General features: G+C 59.3%; 19 protein-coding genes and 1 pseudogene. 6 read left to right on the top strand and 14 right to left on the bottom strand.

Features of this window, described 5'->3' with window-relative positions:
- Positions 1–10: 10 nt before the first annotated feature.
- The 12 genes from SIB42_RS05455 to rpsT form a co-directional block, all read right to left on the bottom strand.
- A complete protein-coding gene (locus SIB42_RS05455) occupies positions 11–403 on the bottom strand; it encodes a DUF1257 domain-containing protein (RefSeq protein ID WP_067095713.1) in 393 nt (130 codons plus the stop codon).
- Positions 403–612: a DUF2997 domain-containing protein gene (locus SIB42_RS05450; protein WP_067095710.1), complete on the bottom strand. Its 210-nt coding sequence runs from the start codon at positions 610–612 to the stop codon at positions 403–405. Before SIB42_RS05450 ends, SIB42_RS05455 begins: the two co-directional genes overlap by 1 nt.
- A gap of 71 nt (positions 613–683) precedes the next feature.
- Positions 684–1,493: a HEAT repeat domain-containing protein gene (locus SIB42_RS05445; RefSeq protein ID WP_067095707.1), complete on the bottom strand. Its 810-nt coding sequence runs from the start codon at positions 1,491–1,493 to the stop codon at positions 684–686.
- Between the two features lie 15 nt (positions 1,494–1,508).
- On the bottom strand, positions 1,509–1,634 hold the full coding sequence (locus SIB42_RS05440; protein WP_255355652.1) for a hypothetical protein: 126 nt from the start codon (positions 1,632–1,634) through the stop codon (positions 1,509–1,511).
- A gap of 39 nt (positions 1,635–1,673) precedes the next feature.
- Positions 1,674–3,437 (bottom strand): sodium:solute symporter family protein, encoded by a 1,764-nt coding sequence (locus tag SIB42_RS05435; protein ID WP_067095704.1) that lies wholly within the window; start codon positions 3,435–3,437, stop codon positions 1,674–1,676.
- Between the two features lie 28 nt (positions 3,438–3,465).
- On the bottom strand, positions 3,466–4,506 hold the full coding sequence (rlmN, locus tag SIB42_RS05430; RefSeq protein ID WP_067095700.1) for a 23S rRNA (adenine(2503)-C(2))-methyltransferase RlmN: 1,041 nt from the start codon (positions 4,504–4,506) through the stop codon (positions 3,466–3,468).
- Positions 4,503–4,655, bottom strand: coding sequence for a high light inducible protein (locus SIB42_RS05425; RefSeq protein WP_066911119.1), 153 nt, complete (start codon positions 4,653–4,655; stop codon positions 4,503–4,505). Before SIB42_RS05425 ends, rlmN begins: the two co-directional genes overlap by 4 nt.
- A gap of 68 nt (positions 4,656–4,723) precedes the next feature.
- The gene (locus tag SIB42_RS05420) at positions 4,724–8,836 is read right to left on the bottom strand and encodes a DNA-directed RNA polymerase subunit beta' (RefSeq protein ID WP_067095696.1); all 4,113 of its coding nucleotides are present in this window, start codon (positions 8,834–8,836) and stop codon (positions 4,724–4,726) included.
- 47 nt (positions 8,837–8,883) lie between these two features.
- Complete coding sequence (locus SIB42_RS05415) at positions 8,884–10,788, bottom strand: DNA-directed RNA polymerase subunit gamma (RefSeq protein WP_067095693.1); 1,905 nt, start codon at positions 10,786–10,788, stop codon at positions 8,884–8,886.
- Positions 10,789–10,836: 48 nt separating this feature from the next.
- Entirely contained in the window at positions 10,837–14,130 is a 3,294-nt protein-coding gene (gene rpoB, locus SIB42_RS05410) for a DNA-directed RNA polymerase subunit beta (RefSeq protein WP_067095690.1), read from the bottom strand.
- A 271-nt stretch (positions 14,131–14,401) separates the two neighbouring features.
- Positions 14,402–15,187, bottom strand: coding sequence for a TatD family hydrolase (locus SIB42_RS05405; RefSeq protein WP_067095977.1), 786 nt, complete (start codon positions 15,185–15,187; stop codon positions 14,402–14,404).
- Between the two features lie 73 nt (positions 15,188–15,260).
- Positions 15,261–15,566 carry a 30S ribosomal protein S20 gene (gene rpsT, locus SIB42_RS05400; protein WP_067095687.1) on the bottom strand — a complete coding sequence of 102 codons (306 nt, stop codon included), beginning with the start codon at positions 15,564–15,566 and terminating at the stop codon, positions 15,261–15,263.
- A 109-nt stretch (positions 15,567–15,675) separates the two neighbouring features.
- Between rpsT and hisD the strand changes: the two genes are divergently transcribed.
- The gene (gene hisD, locus SIB42_RS05395; RefSeq protein ID WP_067095684.1) at positions 15,676–16,998 is read left to right on the top strand and encodes a histidinol dehydrogenase; all 1,323 of its coding nucleotides are present in this window, start codon (positions 15,676–15,678) and stop codon (positions 16,996–16,998) included.
- A 3-nt stretch (positions 16,999–17,001) separates the two neighbouring features.
- Here hisD and rpiA read toward each other — a convergent pair whose 3' ends face one another.
- Positions 17,002–17,718, bottom strand: a complete 717-nt coding sequence (gene rpiA / locus SIB42_RS05390) for a ribose-5-phosphate isomerase RpiA (protein ID WP_067095681.1) — start codon at positions 17,716–17,718, stop codon at positions 17,002–17,004.
- 37 nt (positions 17,719–17,755) lie between these two features.
- Positions 17,756–18,826, bottom strand: coding sequence for a trypsin-like peptidase domain-containing protein (locus SIB42_RS05385; RefSeq protein WP_067095974.1), 1,071 nt, complete (start codon positions 18,824–18,826; stop codon positions 17,756–17,758).
- A gap of 365 nt (positions 18,827–19,191) precedes the next feature.
- Between SIB42_RS05385 and rimP the strand changes: the two genes are divergently transcribed.
- From rimP to SIB42_RS05360, 5 genes and pseudogenes are all read left to right on the top strand, one after another.
- Positions 19,192–19,659 (top strand): ribosome maturation factor RimP, encoded by a 468-nt coding sequence (rimP, locus tag SIB42_RS05380; protein ID WP_067095678.1) that lies wholly within the window; start codon positions 19,192–19,194, stop codon positions 19,657–19,659.
- Positions 19,660–19,713: 54 nt separating this feature from the next.
- Positions 19,714–21,177 carry a transcription termination factor NusA gene (nusA, locus tag SIB42_RS05375; RefSeq protein ID WP_067095675.1) on the top strand — a complete coding sequence of 488 codons (1,464 nt, stop codon included), beginning with the start codon at positions 19,714–19,716 and terminating at the stop codon, positions 21,175–21,177.
- The gene (locus tag SIB42_RS05370) at positions 21,174–21,455 is read left to right on the top strand and encodes a YlxR family protein (protein ID WP_067095672.1); all 282 of its coding nucleotides are present in this window, start codon (positions 21,174–21,176) and stop codon (positions 21,453–21,455) included. The genes nusA and SIB42_RS05370 overlap by 4 nt, the downstream gene beginning before the upstream one ends.
- Before the next feature lie 62 nt (positions 21,456–21,517).
- Positions 21,518–24,904, top strand: coding sequence for a translation initiation factor IF-2 (gene infB / locus SIB42_RS05365; protein ID WP_067095667.1), 3,387 nt, complete (start codon positions 21,518–21,520; stop codon positions 24,902–24,904).
- Positions 24,904–25,458 (top strand): annotated as a pseudogene (locus SIB42_RS05360) (low-complexity tail membrane protein); the annotation flags it as partial. The gene infB and the pseudogene SIB42_RS05360, both read left to right, overlap by 1 nt.
- Between the last annotated feature and the right edge of the window lie 187 nt (positions 25,459–25,645).

Raw genomic sequence — 25,645 nt, 5'->3', positions numbered from 1 at the left:
AAGACCTGGTTCAGGCGTCCCAACGGGTCACCACCAGCTCGATAGATCCATCCTGGCAATCACGCTGCTCTGTGACATCAAATCCTTCATGACGCGTGGCTTCCAGCACTGACCGCAGTGCATAGCGCTGCGTCAGACGGGAGAGAAAACGCTCAACAGGCACAGGCTGACGCCACAAGTCCAGATCAGTGACGAACTCGTAGGCATGATTCGATTCATTCCATCGGAACCCGAAGTCGGCACCACCGTCAACGGAGACTGCCAGCTCAGCTTCGACGGTCTGTCCTTTGTAACCACGCACGGTCTGCTGACTGTCGCCGGGCGTGTAGCCCAGATCCTCGAGAGCTCGACGCAGCGGAGCCAGCTGACGGAGTTCGGTTTTAACAGTACTGAAATGAGACATCAGGAAGGCTCGACGGACTGGGACTGGGACTGAGTGACGGGCTGGGTCGAAGTGAAAGCTTCGGAAGTGGGCTGGCGTCGTTCAACAGTGCCTAGCGCTGTTTCAAGACGATCCGTGAGTTGCAAGCAGGCTTCACCGGTGACCCCTTCAACCCGCTCTTCAACACGACCATCGGGGCGAATGCGAAATCGCACTGTGCGCTGAGGCATGCTCCATCACAGAATTGAAAGCATGTTAAGGGGAAGTGATAGGAGCCGGAGTTCCCTGTTACGTGATCGGATCAGATCAAAAGACCTTCGTCCAGCAGAGTCTGAAGACGATCCACGAGCTCGGGATTATCGAGCTGCTCAAGGGCAGTGCGGGCTTCATCACGCACCGTTGTTTCACGATCCTGAAGCAGAGCTGCCACGAAAGCTTCAACCATCTCATCCTGACGGGGTTTCACAAGCTGATCGTGAAGCCGTCCCAGGGCCCAGATGCAGTTGCTGCGCACAACGGGTTCACTGTCGATCTTCAGGCTCAGCAGCAGCTGACCTGCCGCGAGATCAGCCTTCACAGGAGAGGTGCTGCCAGCCTCCGCGAGTGACACAGAAGCCCAAAGACGCACAGATGCCACATCCACCTGCAGGGCCCTGATCAATGGATTGAGCACGGGCGCATCCGGGTAATTACCAAGACTCCACGCCGTGGCCTTACGGACGTAAGCATTACTGTCGAGCTGCAGAAGCCGCAGCAGAGCTTCCACAGCCTGCAAGGAAGGGTTCCGACCCAGTGCATAAACAGCACTCATCCGCACCACTGGACAGGTTTCATCGAGCAGTGGCAGGAGCAGGGGAACGGCACGGGGGTCGCGATGTTCACAGAACACCCTCAGTCCCTGAAGGCGCTGGTCATGCCCCTGCTTGAGCCATTCCAGGCCCTCATCACAAGCTCGAACCGCCTCTAGGGCATCGCCTTCCGGATCATCCGGGGCAATCTCATCGAGGGGATCGCCCATGAGCTCTGCGGCGAGTTCACGCGCCAGCACATCAGGATCAATGGCCAGCTCAGCCATGAGCTCCTCGTTCTGGATGCTGGATGAATCGCCCATCTACTAATCGTAATCTCAGCTGATCGGAGCGGGCGCCAGCATGTCGCCTGGGAGCCAGATGCGAGCGCTCACAGCGACAAGGGCCAGCGCGAACAGTGCCACGATCAAGATGGGAAGCAAGGTGCTGCGGAAAAAAGCCAAATCGCTGCCGGATGTCTGAGCATTGTGACTGGCGCCCGATCAGACCGGAGCAGCGGATCGTCCGGTCCAGCGCAGAAGCATCCAAGACACCACTGCCAGAACCATGCCGAACCAACCCATCAGCTGCTGATGCAACAGGAATGCGCCTGATCCAAGCAAAGCTCCAAACAGCAACCCAGAACTGAATAGAAAACGAGCCAAAAGATCTGAGAGGGATTCTGATGCGGTCGCCTCAAGGCCACGGCGCCACTGGCTCCAGCCAGGTCCCGGAGGACGAACCTTCAGCACGAACCGTTCCAGAACAGCCGGGGACTCCGGCGGGGTCAACAGCATCACCGTGATCCAGACAACCGCCGTGAAGCCTGTGGTCACCATCAAGCGTTCTCCATAGTCAGCGATCTGAAGCAGAGGAACCACCGAGGTCACCAGGCCCACCACAAACCCGCAGAGCATGGCGGCCAGCTCGGCTGCGGCATTGATCCGCCACCAGAACCAGCGCAGCACGAGGACGACACCCGGGCCGGTGCCGATGGCGATCACCAGCCGAAAGACCGTGCCGATGCTGTCGCTGATCAACGCGGTGACCACACCCAGCACCAGCAGCAACACACTCATCAGCTGACCCACCAACAGAAGCTCCCGCTGAGAAGCATTGGGCCGCAGGAAGCGCTGATACAGATCGTGAGTGAGGTAACTCGCTCCCCAGTTAACGGATGTACTCACGGTGCTCATGAAGGCAGCCACCAGAGAGACCACCACCAGTCCGAGCACCACCGGGGGCAGAAACTGAACCGCGAGTGTCGGATAGCTGAGTTCCCAGTCGGCCTGGTCAGGAAGCAGCACCAGGGCCGCCAGGGCCACAATCACCCAGAGCCAACTGCGCAGCAGGTAGTTGACCACCAGGAACACCCAGCCTGCGAGCCGCGCCTGCTGTTCATCCTTGGTTGCCAGCATCCGTTGGATGAACTCACCACCGCCGTCACTGCGGCGGAAACTCCACCACTGCACGGTGAGGTAAGCCAGAAAGGTGGAGACACTGATCCCCGCACCACCGATCCAGTCGAAACCATCGGAGCCCAAGCGCCAGGGCACGATCGACAACAGTTCAGGGCGGCCCAGCGCATCCAGCTGATCCAGCAGTGATTGCATTCCCCCGGCAGCATGAACAGCAGCCCACGCCACAGCACCTGCCCCCAGCAGTGCCAGCAAGAGCTGAATGAAATCGGTGATCACCACGGCCCACAATCCACCGGCAACGGTGTAAGCGAGCACCAGGGCGGCCACGATGATCAGCAGCACCAACGTGTCGGGAAGGCCACCGGCTGCCTGAATCGGCTGATCGGACACGATGCCAAGTGCCTCGACCACCTTGCGCATAGCGAGGAAGGCATAACCGATGCCGATGCAGTTCACCGGTAACGCCAGCAGAAAAGCCTTGATACCGCGCAGCCAGGCAGCGGCAGGGCCTCCATATCGCAGCTCCGTGAATGCGGCATCAGTGAGCACGCCGCTGCGTCGCCATAACGGTGCGAACACCACGGCCATCGCCACATGCGCCAGCCCGAAGCCCCACCACTCCCAGTTCGCCGCGAGGCCCCGCGTGCCCACGATTCCCGCTACATAAAGAGGGGTATCGATTGAAAACGTGGTGGCCGCCATCGAAGCACCGGCGAGCCAGCCGCTGAGCCGCCTGCCAGCCACGAAGTAATCGTCCTCACCACGATTGCGTCGAGCCAACCAGAGACCGAGGGCCAGCGTGGCCGCCAGATACACGATCAGAATGGTCCAGTCGATCGGAGCCATGGAGTCGCGCAGATCATCGCAGTCTCCCTTACTTCTGTCGCGATCGCCTCAGCTGACCACAAGCCGCATCCTGATCCAGGCCTCTGCTGGAGCGCAGGCTGACAGCCACGCCACGGCGTTCCAGCACGCTGCGAAATCCCTCGATGCGTTCACGTGATGGCCGCTGAAACTCCTCTTCCTCAATTGGGTTGTAGGCAATCAGATTGACGTGACTCTGAAAGCCGCCGACACGATCAGCCAGTTCCTCGGCATGCTCCGGGCGGTCATTGAGTTGTCCAAGCAGGATGTATTCGAAGCTCACCCGCCGGCCGGTGACCTCCAGATAGTGGCGGCAGTCGTTGAGCAGAGCGTCATAGGGATAGGCCTTGGCGGTGGGGATGAGATCTTCCCGCAGCTGCTGATTGGGCGCGTGCAGACTCACCGCAAGGGTGAATTGAGCTCTGCCTAGGGTTTCAATGGCTAACTCAGCAAGCTGAGGCAAAGTTTTTGGCACGCCGACGGTGCTCACTGTGATCCGGCGCTGGCCGATGCCCAAATCATCACTGAGACAGCGGATCGCCTCCAGCACTGCACGGCTGTTGAGCAGAGGTTCGCCCATTCCCATGAACACAATGTGAGAAGGACGGCGATCCATCACCTCCCGCACACTGAGCACCTGGTCGACGATCTCATGGGTCCGCAATGAACGCTGCAGCCCATCTTTTCCCGTGGCACAAAAACGGCAGGCCATTGGGCAGCCCACCTGACTGGACACACAAACGGTCAGACGTTGATCCGTGGGAATACCCACAGTTTCAATGGTTTCACCGTCATCAGTGGCCAAAAGCAACTTGGTGGTGGCATCGGAAGCCACAGAGCGATGCACCTCTTTCAAGCGACCGATACTCACCCCCTGATCGCTGAGCGTGGCTCGCCAAGCCTTGGGCAGAACAGTGATGTCATCCAAGGAGTGTGCACCCTTGGAATAAAGCCAGTCGTGAAGCTGACGCCCGCGGAAGGCTTTCTGCCCCTGGGACACCACCCAGTCCTGGAGCTCGGCTGCGCTGCAACCGAGCAGAGCTTTGCTCACCAGATCAGTAGACCGTGTCCAAGCTTGATTTCCACCGCAAGTAAGGCAATGAAACCGAGCATGGCCATGCGTCCATTCAGACGCTCGGTGTGAGTGTGGAACCCATACCGAGGCAGACGACGAACGGGAATCGTGGTGGGTTCAAGCATGAACAGAGCCGGCTTCAGCGCACAGTTTGAAAGGGACAGGGTGATGGACGCGAAGGCGACCACAGATTTCACTCATCGCTGAGAAGTCCCTCCTCCTGAAGCCCCTCAACCGCCTCAGCATCGACCACCTGCTCTTCCTTCAGCTCATTATCAGCATCAGGGCGGGCAAAGGCGGCGAAGTTTGCACCGCCCTCGATGCCATGACGGCTGCGGGTGGCCTCAAGATCGGCATCGCTCGGGTCATCCAGAACCGCAGTGGCATCTTTGACGGGAGCTGCAGGCATGTCGACGGTGTAGTCCGGACGGAGGTTCTGCATACGGCGGTAACCGACGGGATCCTCGGCAAGGATGTCGGGATGGGGACCGGCTTCGGCACGAAGCTCCTCTTCGAAGCCACTGAAACCGGTGCCTGCAGGGATCAGGCGGCCGATGATCACATTCTCCTTGAGACCACGGAGCCAGTCGCTCTTGCCCTCGATGGCAGCTTCAGTCAGAACCCGTGTTGTCTCCTGGAAGGAGGCAGCGGAGATGAAGCTGTCGGTGTTGAGGGAGGCTTTGGTGATCCCCAGCAGAACCGGAGTGAATTCGGCTGGAGCTCCGCCAGTGATCGACATCGCCTGATTGGTGTCCTCCACCTGACGAAGCTCAATCAACTCACCAGGCAACAAGGTGGTGTCGCCCGCATCCTCGACCCGCACTTTGCTGGTCATCTGACGCACGACCACCTCGATGTGCTTGTCATCGATTGAAACGCCCTGGGATTTGTAGACGTTCTGAACCTCCGTCACCAGACGATGCTGCAGGTTGGCGATTGCCTCCTGGGCAGCATCCATCAACGGCTTGCGGCTGCGCAGATCCTCGAAGAAACACTCCAGCAGCTCATGAGGGTTGATCGGACCGTCCGTCAGCAGCTCGCCGGCCGTCACTTGCTGACCATCGTTAACCATCACATTGCGGCCCAGCAGGATCGGATACTCGCCGATGACATCGTCGGTCTCGATGACTGTCACCACAGTCGTTTCGTCGTCTTCGCCCTGCTTGATCTCAACGGTGCCGGGCTTTTTGCAGAGGATCGCTGACTCCCGCGGGCGCCGGGCTTCCAGCAGCTCTTCGATTCGGGGCAGACCCTGAACAATGTCACCGGTCTTCTGACGTTCGAACACCAGCAGTGCAAGACCGTCTCCCCGCTGCACCAGATCGCCGTCGCGGACGTGCAGGAGGGAATCCGGTGAAATCATGTAGGGACGCCCCAAGCGCAGCGTCACGGACTTGGCATCCACCTTTTCCACCTCGCCGCAACAATCAGCGGGCTGACCTTCGGCGAGAAGATCACCGTCAACAATGCGCTGACCCACAGTCACCGCAGGCTTGGCGGACGTGCTGATGGTCACGGTGTCTTCCGCACGCTCAACAATCAGGCGGCGCACCGGCTCACTTTCAGTGGCTTCAGGCATCTGGGCGACACCCTCCTGCTTGCAGAGGATCTGAGTGGTGGCCACCACGTCACCAGCCTTGATCGACTGACCGTCCTCAATCTGGAGTTCGGTGTGGGTGGAACCGTGACTGGAGTCGGAAATCGTGTCGCGGCGGACCAGGATGCTCTCCAGAATCACGAGCTGAAGGCGCTCGATCGTCTTGGCACGCCTGTCAGGCACGCGTTCCACATCCACCGTCATCTGCGGCGTGGTATCGAATGTTTCGAGCATCAGCTGTGTGCGCAACAGCTCCACACCCTCAACGGACTTAACCAGCTCGTTGTCTTTGAACGACAGGCGTTGGGTTGCCTTCAGGCCGAGGTGAGGACCATTCGGCTGCTTGACATGTCCAAGATCAGGGAGCTGTGCCTCGTTGGGGATGGTGTATTCCTCAACTGGACGCAGCAGTAGACCTGAGCCTTCTGGTGTTTCAACGGTCTGCACGTACACCATGGCGTCGGTGCTGATGCCCTTGGCGATCGGTTCACCGGGATTGACCATCACACCGTCACCGGTGAAACGCTCAAGAGCTTTTTTCTCAGTGCAGAGATGGAAGCTGCCGCTGCGCACGATGATCTCGCGCAGGATGTCGTTTTTCTGAGTGACGGTGACGATGCCAGCCGTCTGGCTGAAGATGTCTTTCACCACCTCAGTACCGGCTTCGATCCACTGACCGTCAGTGATCATCAACAGGGAGATGTCCTTGTTGATCTCGTGGGTTTCCTGAGGAATCCAGAGAAGGGTTCCGCCCTTGTTGACCTCGTAGCCGTTCTTGGCAGATCGGGCTTTCTTGATGGCGAGACCGGGAGCGAAACGCACCAGTCCACCGGTCTGGGTGCGGAAGCGATCGTCGTTGAGTTCGGCGACAACTTCGCCACTGCCGATTTTGCTGCCGGGGATCGTGTTGAGGCGGTATCGGGTGCCGTCTTTGGCCTCCAGATTCCAGATCTCACCAGCGTGGGTGGATTCACCCTGCAGCTTGAAGTCACGCAAGGTCATCGACGTGGTGACAATCTGCACCTCACGTGAATCTCCAAGGGCTTCACGCAGGCGGACGGCACCGCCGTACTCACTGGCCTGACTGGCTTCCGCGAGCACCTGAGCTTCCGTGACCTGAGCGCCAGCGGTGACCACAGGCTGGGCATTGGGGGGAAGGTTGTACACATCCCCGGCGAGCACCCACATCCTTCCGAGACGCTGTGCTTTATGCGTGATGTTGCCCTGGCGGTCGGTGACTTCCCTGGGCTGAATCGTGGGGTCGTAGCTGACCTGTCCAGCCAGATCACAGATCACGTCCTTGGTGGCCTTCTCAACGCTCTTCTTGACTGCACCAGCAGCGATCTGAGCGACGGTCACGTCCGTGGCGATCTCCTGGCCGTTGTCCACAAACAGCAGCGAACCGCTAGTGATCTCGATCTTCTGAGCCTTGCCCTTGCCGGAGGGATTGATGGTGAGCTTGAAATCAGCTTCGGCCTGCTGAGCATCGACCCCATGGGGGGTGCGGTAGGGACGCACGCGTGATTTCGCACCGAACTCAACGGTGCCCTCAACCTTGGAGCGGACCACGCCGGATTCGGCGGTTGACACACCGCCGGTGTGGAACGTTCTCATGGTGAGCTGCGTTCCAGGCTCGCCAATCGACTGAGCAGCGATGATGCCGACGGCTTCGCCGAGATCCACCAGCTCGTTGTGTGCCAGTGCCCAGCCGTAGCACTTACGGCAAACCGAGCGGTTGGCTTCACAAGTGAGCGGTGAGCGAACGCTCACTGCCTCCACCCCGGCCTTCTGGATCCGCTGCGAGAGGGGGGGATCGATTTCGGTGTTGCGCTCGGCAAGCACCTCACCCTCGCCAGTCACCACTTGATCAGCAGTGAGACGACCCACCAGACGATTGCCGAACTTGCCGTTCTCTGCCTTCACCACGATCCGACGCATCGTGCCGCAGTCGTCCTCGCGCACGATCACGTCCTGGGCGACGTCCACCAGCCGGCGTGTGAGATAGCCGGAGTCAGCTGTCCGCAGTGCCGTATCCACTAGACCCTTGCGGGCGCCGTAGGAGGAGATGACGTATTCGGTGACGGTCAGGCCTTCACGGAAGTTGGTGCGGATCGGAAGGTCAATGATCTCCCCCTGAGGGTTGGCCATCAGGCCACGCATGCCGACCAGCTGGCGCACCTGGGACATGTTGCCCCGAGCACCGGAGTTGGCCATCATCCACACCGAATTGAGTGGATCGTTCTGGTTGAAGTTCTTTTTGACCGCATCCACCAGACGCTCGTTGGTCTCCGTCCAGGTGTCGATGACCTTGGTATGACGCTCAACTTCCGTGATCACACCAAGGCGATAAGACTCTTCAGTGGCCGTGATCAACTCTTCCGCCTCTCCTAGAAGATCCTGCTTCGCTTCGGGGACCTTCAGATCATCCACAGAAATGGACACCGCAGCCTGAGTGGCGTATTTGAAGCCAAGATCCTTGAGCTGGTCTGCCATGGCAGACGTGGCCGCCGTGCCGTGATGCTTGAAAGCCCAGGCAACCAGTTGCTTAAGGCCCTTCTTATCAACCACATGGTTGCGGAAGGGTGGGGGAGTTTTGGCTAGGGCACGCGCCTCCTTAGCGGCGGCGGCGGCTGCCTTAGCGGCCTTGGCAGCCTTGGAAGACTTGGAAGACTTGGCGGATTTACGGGATTTGGAAGGAGTGGAGGTCATGACAGCGCTGAGAAATCGTGTTGTTGGAGTAGGTCGGTCTTGATCGTTCAGGTGGCTGCCACTGCATCAATGATGGTGTGATTCATCACCACACGGCCCACGGTGGTGAGGATGTAGCGGCTGATCAGAGCTCCCTCTTCATCAAAACGATCACGGCGGTAGGTCCACTGCTCAAGCCTGGTGCCGTCGGAGAGGGTTTCACTGCTCAGGGGCTCATCGCGCTCGTCGTCGTCCTCAACCTCACCGTTGAAGCGAACCCAGACCCACTCATGCAGTCCCAGACGATTGTCTTCCAGAGCATGAATGACGTCCTCTAAACCAGAGAACGTGCGACTGCGGTCCCCGAATTCAATCGGACTCATCTGCGGCTGAAGCGCCGTGAGGTAGTACGTACCGAGCACCATGTCCTGCGATGGTGTGATGATCGGTTCGCCGGTGGCAGGAGAAAGAATGTTGTTGCTCGCCAGCATCAGCATGCGGGCCTCGGTCTGGGCTTCGATCGCCAGGGGCACGTGAACAGCCATCTGGTCACCATCGAAGTCAGCGTTGAACGCAGGGCAGACGAGAGGATGGAGCTGGATGGCACGGCCATCCACCAATTTGGGCTCAAAAGCCTGAATGCCGAGTCGGTGCAGAGTCGGTGCTCGGTTGAGCATGATCGGATGCCCCTCAATCACCTCCTGAAGGACCTGCATCACCTCGTCATCCGCACGCTGGATGAGCTTCTTGGCGGCCTTGATGTTGTTAACGATGTTCTGACGGATAAGACGATGGATCACGAACGGCTGGAACAGCTCGATCGCCATCTCCTTCGGCAGGCCGCATTGATGCATCTTCAGTTTCGGACCCACCACAATCACGGAACGACCGGAGTAGTCGACACGCTTGCCGAGCAGGTTCTGACGGAAGCGACCTTGCTTGCCCTCAATGATGTCGCTGAGTGACTTCAGAGGTCGGTTGTTGGCACCGACGACGGTGCGACCACGGCGGCCGTTGTCGATCAGGGCATCCACGGCCTCCTGCAGCATCCGCTTTTCATTGCGGACGATGATCTCTGGGGCAAGGATCTCCTGCAGACGCGCAAGCCTGTTGTTGCGGTTGATCACCCGGCGATAGAGATCATTGAGATCTGAGGTGGCGAAACGACCACCATCCAGCTGCACCATCGGGCGCAGATCAGGAGGAATCACCGGAATCACATCGAGCACCATCCACTCGGGACGGGCATTGGTGGCAATGAAGTTGTCGATGACGCGCAAGCGCTTGATCAGCTTGGCGCGCTTCTGACCTTTGCTGCTGGCGATGTCCTCACGCAGCTGTTCAGCCACCTCATTCAGGGTGAGATCTTCCAGCAGCTGCTTCAGAGCTTCCGCACCGATACCGACCACCGGCTCGTTCTCAATCTCAGAATCCTCGGCATAGATCTCATCCTCGATCTCCAGCCACTCGTCCTCAGTAAGCAACTGCTTGTACTTGAGATCCTTGTGATCACCAGCATCCAGCACCACATAGCAGTTGAAGTAGACAATCTGCTCCACATCGCGCAGAGGCATATCCAACAGGATTGCCACGTAGCTGGGGATGCCCTTCAGATACCAAACATGCGAGACAGGGGCTGCAAGCTTGATGAAGCCCATGCGGTGCCTGCGCACCCGGCTTTCAGTGACCTCAACGCCACAGCGCTCACAGACAATGCCGCGGTGACGTACCCGCTTGTATTTGCCGCAATGGCATTCCCAGTCCTTGGAAGGACCGAAGATCTTTTCACAGAACAGCCCGTCCATCTCGGGCTTGAGGGTTCGGTAATTGATGGTCTCAGGCTTGGTGACCTCGCCCACCACCTGGCCATTGGGCAAGGTGCGCTGACCCCACTCCATCACCCGATCAGGTGAGGCGAGTGTGATCTTGACGTAATCGAAGTGGTTCTCGGTCCGGAGGTTGCTGTTGGTCATTGACGGTTAAGGAAGAGGGAGCGGTTTGTCGGTTCGTTCGTTGATCCGTCAGTCCTCGTCGTAGTCAGCGACACCCAGAGATTCGTAGGTGGGCCGACTGGGGGTGCTGCGACGTGGATTCACGTCCTGCATCAGGTCCACTTCCTTGCCTTCATCGGTGAACACGGCAATGTCAAGACCCAGCGACTGAAGCTCGCGCATCAGCACCTTGAACGATTCCGGCGTCCCAGGGCGGGGGATCGGCTTGCCTTTAACGATGGCGTTGAGAGCCTCGTTGCGTCCCTGCATGTCGTCGGACTTGACAGTCAGCAGCTCTTGGAGGGTGTAAGCGGCGCCGTAAGCCTCGAGAGCCCACACCTCCATCTCTCCGAGACGCTGACCACCCTGCTGGGCCTTGCCCCCCAGAGGTTGCTGGGTGACCAGGGAGTAGGGGCCGGTCGAGCGAGCGTGGATCTTGTCGTCCACCAGGTGAACCAGCTTGAGGAAATGGGAGTAACCCACTGCCACAGGCTGATCAAAAGGCTCACCGGTGCGGCCATCAATCAGCTGAAGCTTGCCGGGGTCATCCGGGTTGTAGATCCACTCCTTCCCAGGCTGTTTGGCCGCTGTCTTCAGGAAGGTTTCGACGGTTTGCTGGGACATTTCAGGGCCATACATCTCATCGAAGGGCACAACCTTCACTCGGCAGTCGAGATTGGAAGCGGCCCACCCCATCAGGAGCTCGAACACCTGGCCGACATTCATTCGGCTGGGAACGCCGAGAGGATTCAGCACGATGTCCACAGGAGTGCCATCGGGGAGGTAGGGCATGTCCTCACGCGGGAGGATGCGGCTGATGATTCCCTTGTTGCCATGGCGGCCGGCCATCTTGTCGCCAACCTGGATTTTGCGGCGTTGAGCCACATACACACGCACCACCATGTTGGCGCCGGGAGGCAGCTCATCACCCTGTTCGCGGGTGTAGATGCGTACATCCACGACACGTCCACGTTCGGTGCTGGGCACCCTCAGTGAGTTGTCGCGCACGTCACGGGCTTTTTCACCGAAGATCGCGCGCAGCAGTTTCTCCTCAGGGGGCTGATCGGATTCACCCTTCGGCGTAACCTTGCCGACAAGAATGTCGCCGCTCTCCACAAATGCTCCGATGCGGATGATGCCCATCTCATCGAGGTTGCCGAGGCTTTCCTCTGCAACGTTGGGAATCTCTCGGGTGATCTCCTCTGGCCCCAGCTTGGTCTGACGAGCCTCGATCTCGTACTTTTCGATGTGCACCGAGGTGTAGAGGTCGTCATTGACCAGACGCTCACTCACAAGGATGGCGTCCTCGTAGTTGTACCCCTCCCAGGGCATATAAGCGATCAACACGTTCTGACCAAGAGCGATCTCACCGCCTTCACAGGCTGAACCATCTGCAAGCACCTGACCCACGATCACCGGGTCTCCCTGTCGAACAATCGGACGCTGGTTCAGACAGGTGTCCTGATTAGAACGCTGGTATTTCTGGAGGAAATGGGTGTGTTCGAGACCTTCTTCGTCCTGCACCACAATCACTGTGGCATCAACGAAGGTAACGGTGCCATTCACCCTGGAGATCGGGACCATCCCCGAGTCGCGGGCAACCTGGGTTTCCAAACCTGTTCCTACCAGCGGACGCTCCGGACGCAACAGCGGCACAGCCTGACGCTGCATGTTGGAGCCCATCAATGCGCGATTGGCGTCGTCGTGTTCCAGGAAAGGGATCAAGGAGGTGGCAACAGAGATCACCTGCACGGGTGAGAGCTGCACGTAGTCCACTTGCTCGGGGGGGACCTTCTCAAAATCCTGCCTGTATCGGACAGGGATCAAATCAGCGAGGATCGTTCCGTCGCTGTCGGTCGCCACATCTCCAGGGGCGACACGGCATTCGTCCTCGAGATCCGCTGACAAATAAATCGGATCGCCCTGCTTGAGCACCCGCCCCTCCTCGACTTTCCAGAAGGGGGTTTCGATGAAACCGTATTCATTCACCCGGGCGTGGGTGGCAAGTGAATTGATGAGGCCGGCGTTAGGGCCTTCAGGCGTCTCGATCGGGCAGAGACGGCCGTAGTGGGAAGGATGGATATCACGCACAGCAAAGCCTGCACGCTCCCGGGTCAGACCTCCTGGACCAAGAGCTGAAATACGACGCTTATGCGTGAGTTCAGCCAATGGATTCGTCTGATCCATGAACTGACTTAGCTGACTGGAGCCGAAGAACTCCTTGATGGCGGCGACGAGCGGCTTGGGATTGACCAGCTGGGCAGGGGTGAGCGAGTCGGTCTCACCGACCGTCATCCGTTCCTTGATGATTCGCTCAAGGCGGTTCAGACCAACACGCACCTGGTTCTGAAGCAGCTCACCCACGGAACGGACCCGGCGATTACCCAGATGATCGATGTCATCGAGGCTGGCACCACCAACATCCAGCTCAAGATTGATCAGATAATCAAGGGTGGACAGCACATCCTCATGGGTGAGGGTGCGCACGGAGTCTGGAATCGTGAGACGGAGCTTCTTATTGATCTTGTAGCGACCCACTCGACCGAGGTCGTAGCGCTTGGGATCAAAGAAACGGGTCTGCAGAAGCTGCTGTCCCCCACTGACTGATGGCGGCTCACCCGGACGCAGCTTCTTGTAGAGCTCAAGCAAAGCCTGATCTTCGGAGCTGATGCCCTCGTCGTTGGCGGCTTCAATCGACTTTTTGTAGTACTCCGGATGCCGGAGCTTGTCGATCACATCGTTGTCCGACAGGCCCATGGCACGCATGAGCACGTGAGCGTTGATCTTGCGGGTCTTATCAACCCGAACGTGCAGAAGATCGTTCTTATCGGTCTCAAACTTCAGCCAAGCACCGCGATTAGGGATAACGCTGGCGTTGTAGGTGCGACGTCCGTTCTTGTCCATTTCATCTTTGAAATAGACCCCAGGGCTGCGCACGATCTGGTTCACGATCACGCGCTCTGCGCCGTTGATGATGAACGTCCCCCGCTCCGTCATCAATGGCAGCTCGCCGATGAACACCTCTTGTTCCTTGATCTCGCCTGTCTCCTTGTTGACCAGACGGCAGGTCACATACATCTGTGAAGCAAACGTCGCATCACGACGCTTGGCCTCTTCCACGTCGTGGCGAGGGCGCTTCAGCCGGTACTCGCTACCTACGAAATGGAGTTCGAGCTTGCCGGTGTAATCGGTAATCGGTGAGAAGCTTTCAAGCTCCTCGATTAGACCTCTCTCAAGAAACCACTTGAAACTGGCACGCTGTACCTCCACCAGATCGGGCAGATAGGTGGCGGTCTTGGCGACCTGAATCGCGCTGCTGCTCATGCGGAGACCTGCAGGTATCGGAGGGGACAGTGGGGCCTGAAGGAGGCAGCCGGTTCAACCGTGGAGTGAGCTTTCAACCAAAACAGCGGCTGCCGCCCCTTAGGCAGGGACGACCTCCGCAATTGCTGGCTTCAGAAGACTCGGGTCAGAACAGCTGACGTCGTCAATGCACCGGACGGTAATGGACGCTTCGGGAGCCCAAGCACAGAAAACCATGCTTGGCCAGGCCAATAAGTCATCTTACACTTTCGCGCTTCTGCAACCTCCAAGGTCAGGGAAGCCTGAACAGACGCCTTGCATTGGCAGTGCTGTCCTGGGCTACCTGCTCAAGCGACTGCTGGCGTAGTTCGGCAACACGTGTGGCCACCGAAGCCACAAACGCAGGCTCATTGCGTTTGCCCCGACGAGGCACCGGCGCCAGGAACGGACAATCGGTCTCCACCAGGAATCGATCCTGAGGAACCTGCCGCGCACAGTCATGGGTCGGCACCGCCTTAGGGAACGTCACGGTGCCGCTAAAGCTGATGTAAAGCCCCAGCTCTAAAAACTGATGCATCTCCTCCGGGGTTCCTCCCCAGCAATGCATCACGCCGGCCGGACAACGTCCCTCGAGCCGTCGCGCACGCAGTTCCGTCAACATCGGCTCTGCCGCATCGCGGCAATGGATGATCACCGGCAGGTTGAGCTCCACAGCAAGATCGAGCTGGGACCGCAGGATCGCAAGCTGCTCATCCAAATTCTTGTCTCGGAAAAGATCGAGACCGAGCTCGCCGATGGCCACCACCCGACTGTCATCGAGTGCTGCCAGGCGCAACACATCGGGTGTGTCCTGACTCCAGTGTTTGGTATCCAATGGATGAACACCTACGGAGTAACGCATCTCCGGAAATCGATCCGCCAGCGAGCGGATGGCCGGGATCTCACTCGGCTCGACACAGGCATGCAGGAGCGACGTCACACCGGCCCCCCGCCAACGTTCGGCGACAGCCTCAAGATCATCTTCGAAGGTTCGAAAGACGATGTGGCAGTGGCTGTCGATTAACACCGGAGTGGTCATCGGATCCTGAAACGCGCCTTCAGGATCCATTTTGCAGGGATTGAGTCCTTAGACCCGACCCGGACATCGCGAGTCAGCCCGCAGCAGGAGCTGGATCAATCGCTTTTTTCACGGCAACCGTCAGTCTTGCTTTCTGGTGAGCGCCGGTATTGCGGTGCAGCACGCCACGCTTGACAGCCTTGTCGATCTTGCTGAAAGCAGCATTCATACTGGTCTGAACACCGGCTTTCGCTTCATCGCCGGGTGTGGCGGTGTAAGCGTCACAGGCACTCAGGCAACGCTTCATCAGAGTGCGCATGGCCGATTTATAGGCCTTGTTCTCGAGGCGATTGCGCTCAGCGATCTCGACGCGCTTCTTTGAGGACTTGTTATTGGCCACAGAGGCGGATTTCTCATCGACAATCCATAACCTTAACTCAGGGACCCTTGGTTCCCATCGAGGTCATTCGCAGTGGCCCTAGCTTGAAGAGACCTGATGACGGGCGTTGATGACCACCCTGAGCACAGAGCCAGCTGCGAGCAGTCTGCCCAGGTGCCTCGAGAGCGCAGCCGGGGCTGAGCAACAACTGGATCGGATTTCAACCCGCACCACTGGCCAGGCCCAAAGGGAGGCAACCGCAACGGTCGAAACCATCATCGAACGCGTCCGCCATGAAGGCGACCGTGCCCTGATGGCGCTGACTGAACAGTTCGATGGTTTCCGTCCGGAGCCGTTGCGCGTTCCAGCGATTGAGCTGCAACAAGCCTGGGAGAGCAGCCCCTCAAATCTGAGAGACGCCCTGGAACTCGCCCATCGTCGGATCCAGGATTTTCATCAGCGTCAGAAGCCACAGGATCTCGATGTGCAGGGCGTTCATGGCGAACGACTGGGACGGCGATGGCGACCGGTGCAGGCTGCGGGTCTCTATGTACCTGGTGGGCGGGCCTCCTACCCGAGCACGGTGCTGATGAATGCAGTGCCTGCAAGAACAGCCGGCGTGGAAAAAGTGGTGATGGTCACTCCGGCAGGACGGAATGGCCAGGTAAACCGCACGGTGCTGGCGGCAGCACACCTGGCAGGGGTGCAGGAGGTCTATCGAATCGGAGGCGCCCAAGCGGTCGCGGCTCTTGCCCTGGGCACCGAGACCATCCCCCGCGTCGATGTCATCAGTGGGCCAGGAAACCTCTACGTGACTCTCGCCAAAAAGCTGGTCTACGGGCAGGTCGGAATCGACTCTCTCGCTGGCCCCAGCGAAGTGCTGGTCATCGCCGACGGCTCGGCCAAAACTGCTCAAGTCGCTTCGGATCTTCTGGCGCAAGCAGAACACGATCCACTGGCTGCCGCCATCCTGCTCACCACATCCCAGTCGCTGGCGGATGCCCTGCCTGCGGAGCTCGAAGCTCAACTCAGCAAGCATCCCCGTGAGGCCATTTGTAGGCAATCCCTCGGTCAGTGGGGGCTGGTCGTGGTCTGCGACAACCTTGAAACCTGCGCACGCCTCAGCGATCGATTTGCACCGGAACACCTGGAGCTGCTTGTCGAGCGACCGAGGATGTTGGCGGATCGCATTCAGCAGGCAGGCGCCATTTTCATCGGTCCCTGGAGCCCCGAGGCGGTCGGTGATTACCTCGCCGGCCCTAACCACACCCTGCCCACATGCGGTTCAGCGCGTTACAGCGGCGCTCTGAGCGTAGAAACCTTCATGCGCCACACCTCAATGATCGAATTCAACAGGGAAGCCCTTGAAGCCACGGGCGGAGCTGTGGTGGAACTCGCCGACAGCGAAGGACTGCACAGCCACGCAAACTCGGTGAAGGTCCGGCTGGACTGACGATCAGCTTGCTTTGTCCAATCGACGAACACCGGCCACACCGTCGTTCACTTCACCAACAAGCACCTCATCAGCAAGGTTTACAAACAACCCGTTCTCCAGCACACCGGGGATGTTGTTGATGCTTCGCTCCAGATCCACAGGATTGATGATCCCTGCTTCAAAGTGAACATCCAGCACGAGATTGCCCTGATCGGTCACCACGGGTCCGGCCTTGCGATGAGCCATGCGCAGTTCGGCTTGTCCATTCATCGCCGCCAACTGTTGTTGGACCTGACGCCAGGCACCGGGGAGAACCTCAACGGGCAGAAGAAATTCAAGATTCAGGCGATCCACCAGCTTGGTGGAGTCCACAACAACAACGAAACGTTCAGCGCGAGCCGCGACAAGCTTCTCTTGGACGTGACATGCACCGCCGCCCTTGATCAGCTGGAACGCAGGATCCACCTCATCGGCACCATCGATGGCCAGATCGATCCGATCCACAGCATTCAGGCTGCGCAGGGGGATACCAAGCTCTGCAGCAAGCACTTCACCCTGAAACGACGTGGTGACTCCGACGATGTCCTTGAGCTGTCCGGATGCCAGGCGCTGCCCGAGCCCCTTGATCATCAGAGCTGCAGTGGAACCAGATCCCAACCCCACGATCATGCCGTCACGGAACTGTTCAACCGCCGCTTCCGCGACGGCCCGTTTCATCTGGTTCTGAAGATCTGACATCGCTCAAGTTTTAACCGGCGAGACCGTAGCAAGAGTTTCAGCCGAATCCCGGCAACGGTTCAGGTTTGACAGGCAGCTGAAGGTCTTTTTCACCACGGATGATCTGCAGTGTGAGGGGCTGATGGATCTCAGCCTGATCGACCTGCTGGAGCAGTGTCTGGGGATCATCCACAGGAACATCTCCTGCCTTGACCACCAAATCACCGCGACGCAAGCCGGCTCGCTGAGCAGGACTGTCAGGAAGAACAGACTGAACCAGAGCACCCGAACGTTCAGGAAGCTCAACCAGTGCGTTGGGATCCCGGTTGTGCTCCCGGGCGATTCTCGCCGTGAGAGGAATTAATTGGAGCCCGAGATAGGGATGAACGACCTCTCCGGCCTGTTGCAGCTGTTCAGCAACACGGCTCGCCAGATTGATGGGAATAGCAAAGCCAAGTCCCGCGCCAGGGCCGGATCGCACCAGGGTGTTGATGCCGATCACACGACCATCAGCATTCACCAGGGGCCCTCCTGAGTTTCCCGGGTTGATGGCTGCATCGGTCTGGATCAGATCGAGACGCTTGTCGTTGAAACCGAGGCTGCTGATGTTGCGATGCAAGCTGCTGACAATTCCGAGGGTGACGGTTCGTTCGAGGCCATAGGGCGTGCCCAGAGCAATGGCCCAGTCACCGACATCCAGCGCATCGGAGTCACCGAGCCTGGCCGGCTTCGGAGACTCACCACCCTCCAGCCGAACCAGCGCCAGATCTGTGACTGGATCACGCCCGATCACAACACCATCCCGTTGATCGCCGTCGGCCAGGGTGACATTGACCTCCTCCACCTGCTCAACAACGTGGGCATTGGTGAGCACCAACCCCTCCCGGTCGATCACAACTCCGGAGCCCTGACCACGCTGACGCTCCGGTCCATAGCCGGGCTCACCGAGCAAATCCCTCAGCAGCGGGTCGATCAGATTGGGATCAAAGGGCTGGCGCTCCACGACCCGCTCCGTATCGATTCGGACCACTGCCGGAGCAACGTTGCGCACTGCATCTGCCACAAAACTGTGAGTGCCGGGAAGTGCATTGGCTGCAAGCACCCTGGCCGGCAGGAAAATGAATGACAGAGCAATGGAAAGGGTTCCCAACCACCTGAGAACCCATTGCTTGGACAATCGGCCAGGAACCACAGACAAGAGCGAAATAACTGCGCTCACGCTAAGGGGGCCAATCAGAACATTTGGGCTGAATCAACGAGAGCGAATCCAGAATTGGGGTCATTCATCAGAAGAGCTGTGCAGAGTCGGCCTTCCATTGGCTGATCGGAGCTCAGCCGCAGGGATTGATCAAAACGTATGCGAACTCCACGCGGAAATTGGGGGGTTGGCAATCCTTTAAAATGAAATCACGGCCCGGTGAGATCCTCTCTCCGGGAGGGTGATCAACGCATCCACCATCGGGCCTGAGCCCGAGACCACCCTTTCCCTCGCCCTTGCCTCATCCACTTCTACCGGATCTCATTTCTTTGGCCAAGGCCACGGCTGAAAGCCATGGATTTGCACTGGTTAGCGCCCAAGTACTGACCCATTTGCAGCCGATGACGCTGCAGGTGCAGATCCGACGCGGCAATGGAGATGACGTTTCCCTGGATGACTGCGCTGGTTTCAGTGCACCAATGGGAGAGGCCATCGAAGCCTCTGCTTTGCTCACGGAGGCCTATGTTCTGGAGATCAGCAGCCCCGGGATTGGGGACAGGCTCCAGTCGGACAGGGATTTTCAGACCTTCCGGAGCTATCCCGTTGATGTCGTCCATCAGGACGACGAAGGCAGGGAGCAGCGTTTGTCGGGAACCCTGCTGGAACGCACCGAAGACCACGTGCAAATCAACATGCGCGGCCGGGTCAAACGGATCCCGAGGGATTCAGTGATCAGCGTTGAACTCACAAGCCCCACAGGCTGACCAGATCACAACCGCTCCCGATTTTCCTCTCCTTCACTCCTCCTCGTCACCGCCATGGCACTCGTTCTTCTTCCCGGCCTCACGAACCTGATTGATGACATCAGTGAGGAGAAGAAGCTTCCTCCGCAGGTGGTTGAAGCCGCTTTGCGGGAAGCACTGCTCAAGGGCTATGAGCGCTACCGCCGCACTCTGTATCTGGGCATTGGGGAAGACCCGTTCGACGAGGAATACTTCAGTAATTTCGACGTCGCTCTCGATCTGGAAGAAGAGGGCTACAGGGTGCTCGCCAGCAAGATCATCGTGGAGGAGGTTGAGAGCGAAGACCATCAGATCGCACTGGCTGAAGTGATGCAGGTGGCTGAAGACGCCCAGGCAGGAGACACGGTTGTCCTGGATGTCACACCGGAAAAAGAGGATTTCGGCCGCATGGCTGCGGCCACAACCAAGCAGGTATTGGCCCAGAAGCTGCGTGATCAACAGCGACGCATGATTCAGGAAGAATTCGCCGACCTTGAAGATCCAGTCCTGACGGCCCGAGTGATCCGCTTCGAACGCCAGTCCGTGATCATGGCTGTGAGTTCAGGCCTGGGGCGCCCTGAAGTGGAAGCGGAGCTTCCTCGTCGTGATCAGCTACCCAATGACAACTATCGCGCTAACGCCACCTTCAAAGTCTTCCTCAAAGAGGTCAGCGAGGTGCCAAGGCGAGGTCCTCAGCTGTTCGTGAGCCGAGCCAATGCCGGTCTTGTGGTGTATCTCTTTGAAAATGAGGTGCCGGAAATCCAAGAAGGATCCGTGCGCATCGTTGCCGTAGCGAGGGAAGCCAATCCCCCTTCACGATCTGTGGGTCCCCGCACCAAAGTTGCCGTGGACAGTATCGAGCGCGAGGTGGACCCTGTCGGAGCCTGCATCGGCGCCCGCGGCTCCAGGATTCAACAGGTGGTGAATGAACTCCGCGGAGAGAAAATCGATGTGATCCGCTGGTCACAGGATCCTGGCCAGTACATCGCCAATTCGCTCAGTCCCGCAAGAGTTGATGTCGTTCGGCTTGTCGACCCCGTCGGTCAACATGCCCACGTGCTGGTTCCTCCGGATCAGTTGAGCCTGGCGATTGGGCGCGAAGGTCAGAATGTGCGGCTGGCAGCACGACTGACCGGCTGGAAGATCGACATTAAAAACGCGAGCGAATACGACCAGGCCGCCGAGGATGCCGTTGTTTCGGAACTGATAGCCCAACGCGAGCAGGAGGAGGCCTTACAGCATGAAGCCGAGGAACGACTCGCTGCTGAGCAGGCCGCCAGAGCGGAAGAAGATGCCCGCCTACGCGAGCTCTATCCCCTGCCGGAAGACGAGGAGGAGTACGGCGAACAATCGGACGAAGCAATGGCTGATGCTGACATTTACGAGGAGTCAGCTGAATCAGAGGCCGCTGACTCAGAGCCATCGGACGCTGCCACAGGCCAGGAAGAGGGTGAGACTGAAGAGGTGGTTAGTGATTCCAACGAGGAAGGAACCCGGTGAACACCTCACGCCCTGTCCTGCGTCGGTGTGTCGCCTGCCGAGAGCTGTTTGATCGCAGCATTCTTTGGCGGGTCATCCGCGACCATCGGGACGGGGTTCTCCTGGATCAGGGCATGGGTCGTTCGGCCTATCTCTGTCGTAAGGAGAGCTGTCTTGAGGAAGCACAGCGCCGAAAACGCCTGCACAAAGCCCTGCGATGCCAGGTGCCCGACAGCGCGATTGAGGAGCTGAGAACGCGGCTGAAACCAAACAAGGAATCAGCCGCTGAGGCAAGATGAACACTGGCCCCACCTTGTGTGGTGCCCCGAGCACCACGTGCCCGGACCGACCGGAGACCTGAATGACCAGCAGCGGCAAAGTCAGAATCTATGAGCTGTCCAAGGACCTTGGCCTGGACAACAAAGACGTGCTGGATGCCGCTGAGAAGCTGTCCATTGCGGCCAAGAGCCACAGCAGCTCGATCAGCGAATCCGAGGCAGGCAAGATCCGCACGATGTTGAAGAGCGGTGGTGCTCCCCGTCCTGCTGCAGCTCCCTCGAAACCCGCACCAGGGAAGTCAATCCTTTCGGTGAAGAAGGCCGCCGGCGTTGAAGCCTCTGCACCAGTCAAGCCAGCCCAGCCGAAACCGGCTCCTGCTCCAGCAGCACCCACCCGTGCTACAGCTTCGCCCCAGCGACCGCCTGCAAGGCCCGCCGCTCCTGCAAAACCTGCAGCACCTCAGGCCGGTGCGCCCCCGAAAACAACGGCGCAAAAACCCGTAGCACCACCACAGACACTGGTTCGCAAGGAACCTCCTCTGAAGCAGCCTGCTCAGAAACCGGTTGAACGCCAATCTCAGGCACCCCAGCAGCCGACACCTCGACCCGCTGCTGCCCCAGCACCAAATCGCACCGCCAGCAGGCCAACCGCGCCGCCGGCCAGACCTAGTGCGCCCTCACCCTCAACAGCAGCGAAACCCCGCAATACGGCGCCGATCCGTCGGGCACCAAGCGAAGGAGGTGCGCGCCCAACTCCTCCACCGCCAGGACGGCCCCAGCCCAAATCACCGGTGAACCGAACGGTGCCAGCCCCGCAGAGGCCGGCCAAGCCTGAAATGGTTGGTCGCCCCCAACCGAAGCGGCCTGGAACAGGTGCCCCCCCAAGACCAAGGGCTCCCCGACCCGGAGCTCCCGCTGGTCAGCGCACCGGCTCACCCCAGCGGCCAGCTGGAGCACAACGTCCAGGCGCACCCACTCGACCGGGTTCACCATCTGGCCGCCCAGGTGCCGGACGCCCCGGAAGCACCCTTGAGTTGGTGGGCAAGCCGATCCGTCGCGACAGCACTAGCAACCGTGGTGAAGGAGGGCGGCCTGGTGCGGGGCCTCGCAGTGGAGCTGGCTCCAATCGACCTGCAATGCCGCCCGGCATGCGGAAACCGGTGGCTCCCGGTGAGCTCATGCAACTGCAGAAGCCCACGGGTCGACCAGCCGTACCGCCACCGCGCCGTCCCGATGGCACTCCTGTCTCACCCCGTGGGGATGGCCCGAAGGCCACACCACCGGTTAATCGGCCAACCCCCTCTCCTGCAACGGCCCCACGTCGTCCGGGCTTCCGTCCTGGAGCAGGTCCTGGCGGACAACGACGCCCCGGCCGCCCCGACTGGGATGACAGTGCAAAGCTCGAAGCACTGCGCAATCGCTCTCCTCAGAAGCAACGCCAGAAGGTACACATCATCGGCGAAAACGATGATTCGTTGGCAGCGCAGACCGGTGGTTTTGCCGGTGAACAGGAAAACATGGTGTTGTCGGCGAGCCTTGCTCGTCCCGCCAAACCCAAATCCCAGCAGAGAACCACACCCAAACCTGTGGCGGCCATGCGCAAGCGGCGCAAGGAAACCGCTCGCCAGCGTCAGCGCCGCAGGGCCATGGAGTTGCGTGCAGCACGAGAAGCCAAGCAAGTACGGCCGGAGATGATTGTTGTGCCGGAGGACAACCTCACGGTGCAGGAGCTCGCCGACATGCTCAGCGTGGAGAGCTCAGAAATCATCAAATCCCTCTTCTTCAAGGGGATCATCGCCACGGTCACCCAGACCCTGGATATGCCAACGATCGAAACGGTGGCCGAGGAATTCGGTGTGCCGGTCCTTCAAGACGACGTTGAGGAGGCGGCCAAGAAGACCGTCGAGATGATCGAAGAAGCAGATCGGGAACACCTGATCCGACGTCCACCCGTGGTGACCGTTATGGGCCACGTTGATCATGGCAAAACAAGTCTTCTGGATGCGATCCGCAAAGCAAGGGTCGCCGCTGGAGAAGCCGGTGGAATCACCCAGCACATCGGTGCTTATCAGGTCGAGATCGAACACAACAACGCAGCGCGCAAGCTCACCTTCCTGGATACACCTGGTCACGAAGCCTTTACGGCCATGCGTGCAAGGGGAACCAAGGTCACGGACGTCGCTGTTCTGGTGGTGGCAGCCGATGACGGTGTCCGCCCGCAGACGCTTGAAGCCATCAGCCACGCCCGCGCTGCAGAAGTGCCGATCGTGGTGGCCATCAACAAGATCGACAAGGAAGGAGCCTCTCCTGACCGCGTCAAGCAGGAGTTATCTGAACAAAACCTGCTTGCAGAGGAGTGGGGCGGCGATGTGGTGATGGTGCCTGTGAGCGCCATCAAGGGAGAGAACATCGACAAGCTGCTGGAAATGCTGCTGCTGGTCACCGAAGTAGAAGACCTGCAGGCCAATCCCGATCGCATGGCCCGCGGCACGGTGATCGAAGCGCACCTCGACAAGGCCAAAGGTCCTGTGGCCACGCTCCTGGTTCAGAACGGCACATTGCGAACAGGTGATGTGGTGGCAGCTGGGCCAGTGCTTGGAAAAGTACGGGCGATGGTCGACGATGCGGGAATGCGCCTGAAGGACGCCGGTCCCTCCTTCGCAGTGGAAGCTCTCGGATTCAGCGAGGTCCCCACCGCCGGCGATGAATTTGAGGTCTACGCAGATGAGAAGTCCGCACGGGCCGTTGTCGGCGATCGAGCCTCCGACGCCCGAGCGACCCGCCTCGCCCAGCAAATGGCGTCTCGCAGGGTTTCGCTCACGGCAATGTCTGGACAGGCCAATGAAGGAGAACTCAAGGAGCTCAACCTCATCCTCAAAGCCGACGTCCAGGGTTCTGTGGAAGCCATTCTCGGTTCTCTGGAGCAGCTGCCCAAGGACGAAGTCCAAGTGCGAGTTCTGCTTTCAGCACCTGGGGAAGTCACCGAGACCGATGTGGACCTCGCGGCTGCTTCCGGAGCCGTGATCATTGGCTTCAACACCTCGATGGCTTCAGGCGCCAGAAAGGCTGCTGATGCCAACAGCGTGGATGTCCGTGATTACGACGTGATCTACAAGCTGCTGGAAGATATCCAGTTGGCGATGGAAGGTCTTCTCGAACCCGAGCTTGTCGAGGAAGCCCTGGGTGAAGCTGAAGTCCGCGCCGTGTTCACCATTGGCAAGAGTGCTGTGGCCGGTTGTTATGTCACCACTGGCAAAATTCAGCGCAACTGCAAGGTTCGGGTCCACCGCGGCAAGGAGATTGTCTATGCCGGCGATCTCGACTCACTGCGTCGCAACAAAGACGACGTCAAAGAAGTGGCCACTGGTTTCGAGTGTGGTGTGGGCACCGATCGTTTCGCTAACTGGCAAGAAGGCGATCGCATCGAAGCCTTCAAGATGGTGACTCAGCGCCGCAAGCTCACCACCTGATGATCAGCCGCCGAGAGCCACTGCTCTGGCTTCAGTTGATGGCGCTAGCCGTCATTCCTCTTGAGCTCGAGCTGATGAGGCTCATCTTGGCCGGACCTGCATACGGTCCGGTCCCAGCTCTCGAGCGTCTGCTGATCTGGGGCCTGGCTGTCGTCGCACCCGGCGTGCTGCTGTGGCGGCGCTCCGCCGACTGGGCATCACTGCTCCTGGTTCGCATTGCGCCTGCCAAGCGAAGTCTTGATCAAGGCCGCATCAGCGCCATTCAGCAGCCACTTGGCCTGAAAGCAGCTTTGATCATCGGCATTGCGCTATTACTGCCGCTGTTTTGGTGGGTCGACCAATCGGCTCTGTTGGTCGTGAACTTCTCGCCCACGCAGAACAGCAGCCGGTTGACGGCGTTGCTGCTGGCTGGACCGTTGCTGACACTCATCCTCTGGCAATGGCAACAGCTCTTCCAGGCCATCTGGCTGTTAACGCGCAGCGACCAGAGCTTCGCAGACCTCACGCCAATCATCCCTGCCGAGCTGCAGACCACCCACCTGTCCCTTGGCCTTGGGCTGCTGCAACCGCCGCTTCTGGAATGGGAGGCCGCAGAGAAACGTGGACAGCCATCAAAGGCATCACCCAAAGACGAGAGCGAAGACGAACTCAAGCCATCAGCACCTGATCCAGCGCCCGATCCCCAAACTGATCCTGCTGAAACCGATGCTGATGAGATCGTCATGGAGGACTTGCCTGAAA

The organism is Synechococcus sp. MIT S9508 (genome assembly GCF_047303045.1).
GTDB lineage: Bacteria > Cyanobacteriota > Cyanobacteriia > PCC-6307 > Cyanobiaceae > Synechococcus_C.
Note: the sequence above shows the minus strand (reverse complement) of the source record. Positions and strands in the feature narration are given on the sequence as shown.

What these genes read in the sequence shown, in the direction of transcription:
- SIB42_RS05445 (WP_067095707.1), bottom strand. Translation starts at nt 1,493, where the DNA reads ATGGGCGATTCATCCAGCATCCAGAACGAGGAGCTCATGGCTGAGCTG.
- SIB42_RS05455 (WP_067095713.1), bottom strand. Translation starts at nt 403, where the DNA reads ATGTCTCATTTCAGTACTGTTAAAACCGAACTCCGTCAGCTGGCTCCG.
- rpoB (WP_067095690.1), bottom strand. Translation starts at nt 14,130, where the DNA reads ATGAGCAGCAGCGCGATTCAGGTCGCCAAGACCGCCACCTATCTGCCC.
- infB (WP_067095667.1), top strand. Translation starts at nt 21,518, where the DNA reads ATGACCAGCAGCGGCAAAGTCAGAATCTATGAGCTGTCCAAGGACCTT.
- SIB42_RS05435 (WP_067095704.1), bottom strand. Translation starts at nt 3,437, where the DNA reads ATGGCTCCGATCGACTGGACCATTCTGATCGTGTATCTGGCGGCCACG.
- SIB42_RS05405 (WP_067095977.1), bottom strand. Translation starts at nt 15,187, where the DNA reads ATGACCACTCCGGTGTTAATCGACAGCCACTGCCACATCGTCTTTCGA.
- rpiA (WP_067095681.1), bottom strand. Translation starts at nt 17,718, where the DNA reads ATGTCAGATCTTCAGAACCAGATGAAACGGGCCGTCGCGGAAGCGGCG.
- hisD (WP_067095684.1), top strand. Translation starts at nt 15,676, where the DNA reads ATGACCACCCTGAGCACAGAGCCAGCTGCGAGCAGTCTGCCCAGGTGC.
- SIB42_RS05420 (WP_067095696.1), bottom strand. Translation starts at nt 8,836, where the DNA reads ATGACCTCCACTCCTTCCAAATCCCGTAAATCCGCCAAGTCTTCCAAG.
- nusA (WP_067095675.1), top strand. Translation starts at nt 19,714, where the DNA reads ATGGCACTCGTTCTTCTTCCCGGCCTCACGAACCTGATTGATGACATC.
- SIB42_RS05425 (WP_066911119.1), bottom strand. Translation starts at nt 4,655, where the DNA reads ATGCTTGAACCCACCACGATTCCCGTTCGTCGTCTGCCTCGGTATGGG.
- SIB42_RS05415 (WP_067095693.1), bottom strand. Translation starts at nt 10,788, where the DNA reads ATGACCAACAGCAACCTCCGGACCGAGAACCACTTCGATTACGTCAAG.
- SIB42_RS05450 (WP_067095710.1), bottom strand. Translation starts at nt 612, where the DNA reads ATGCCTCAGCGCACAGTGCGATTTCGCATTCGCCCCGATGGTCGTGTT.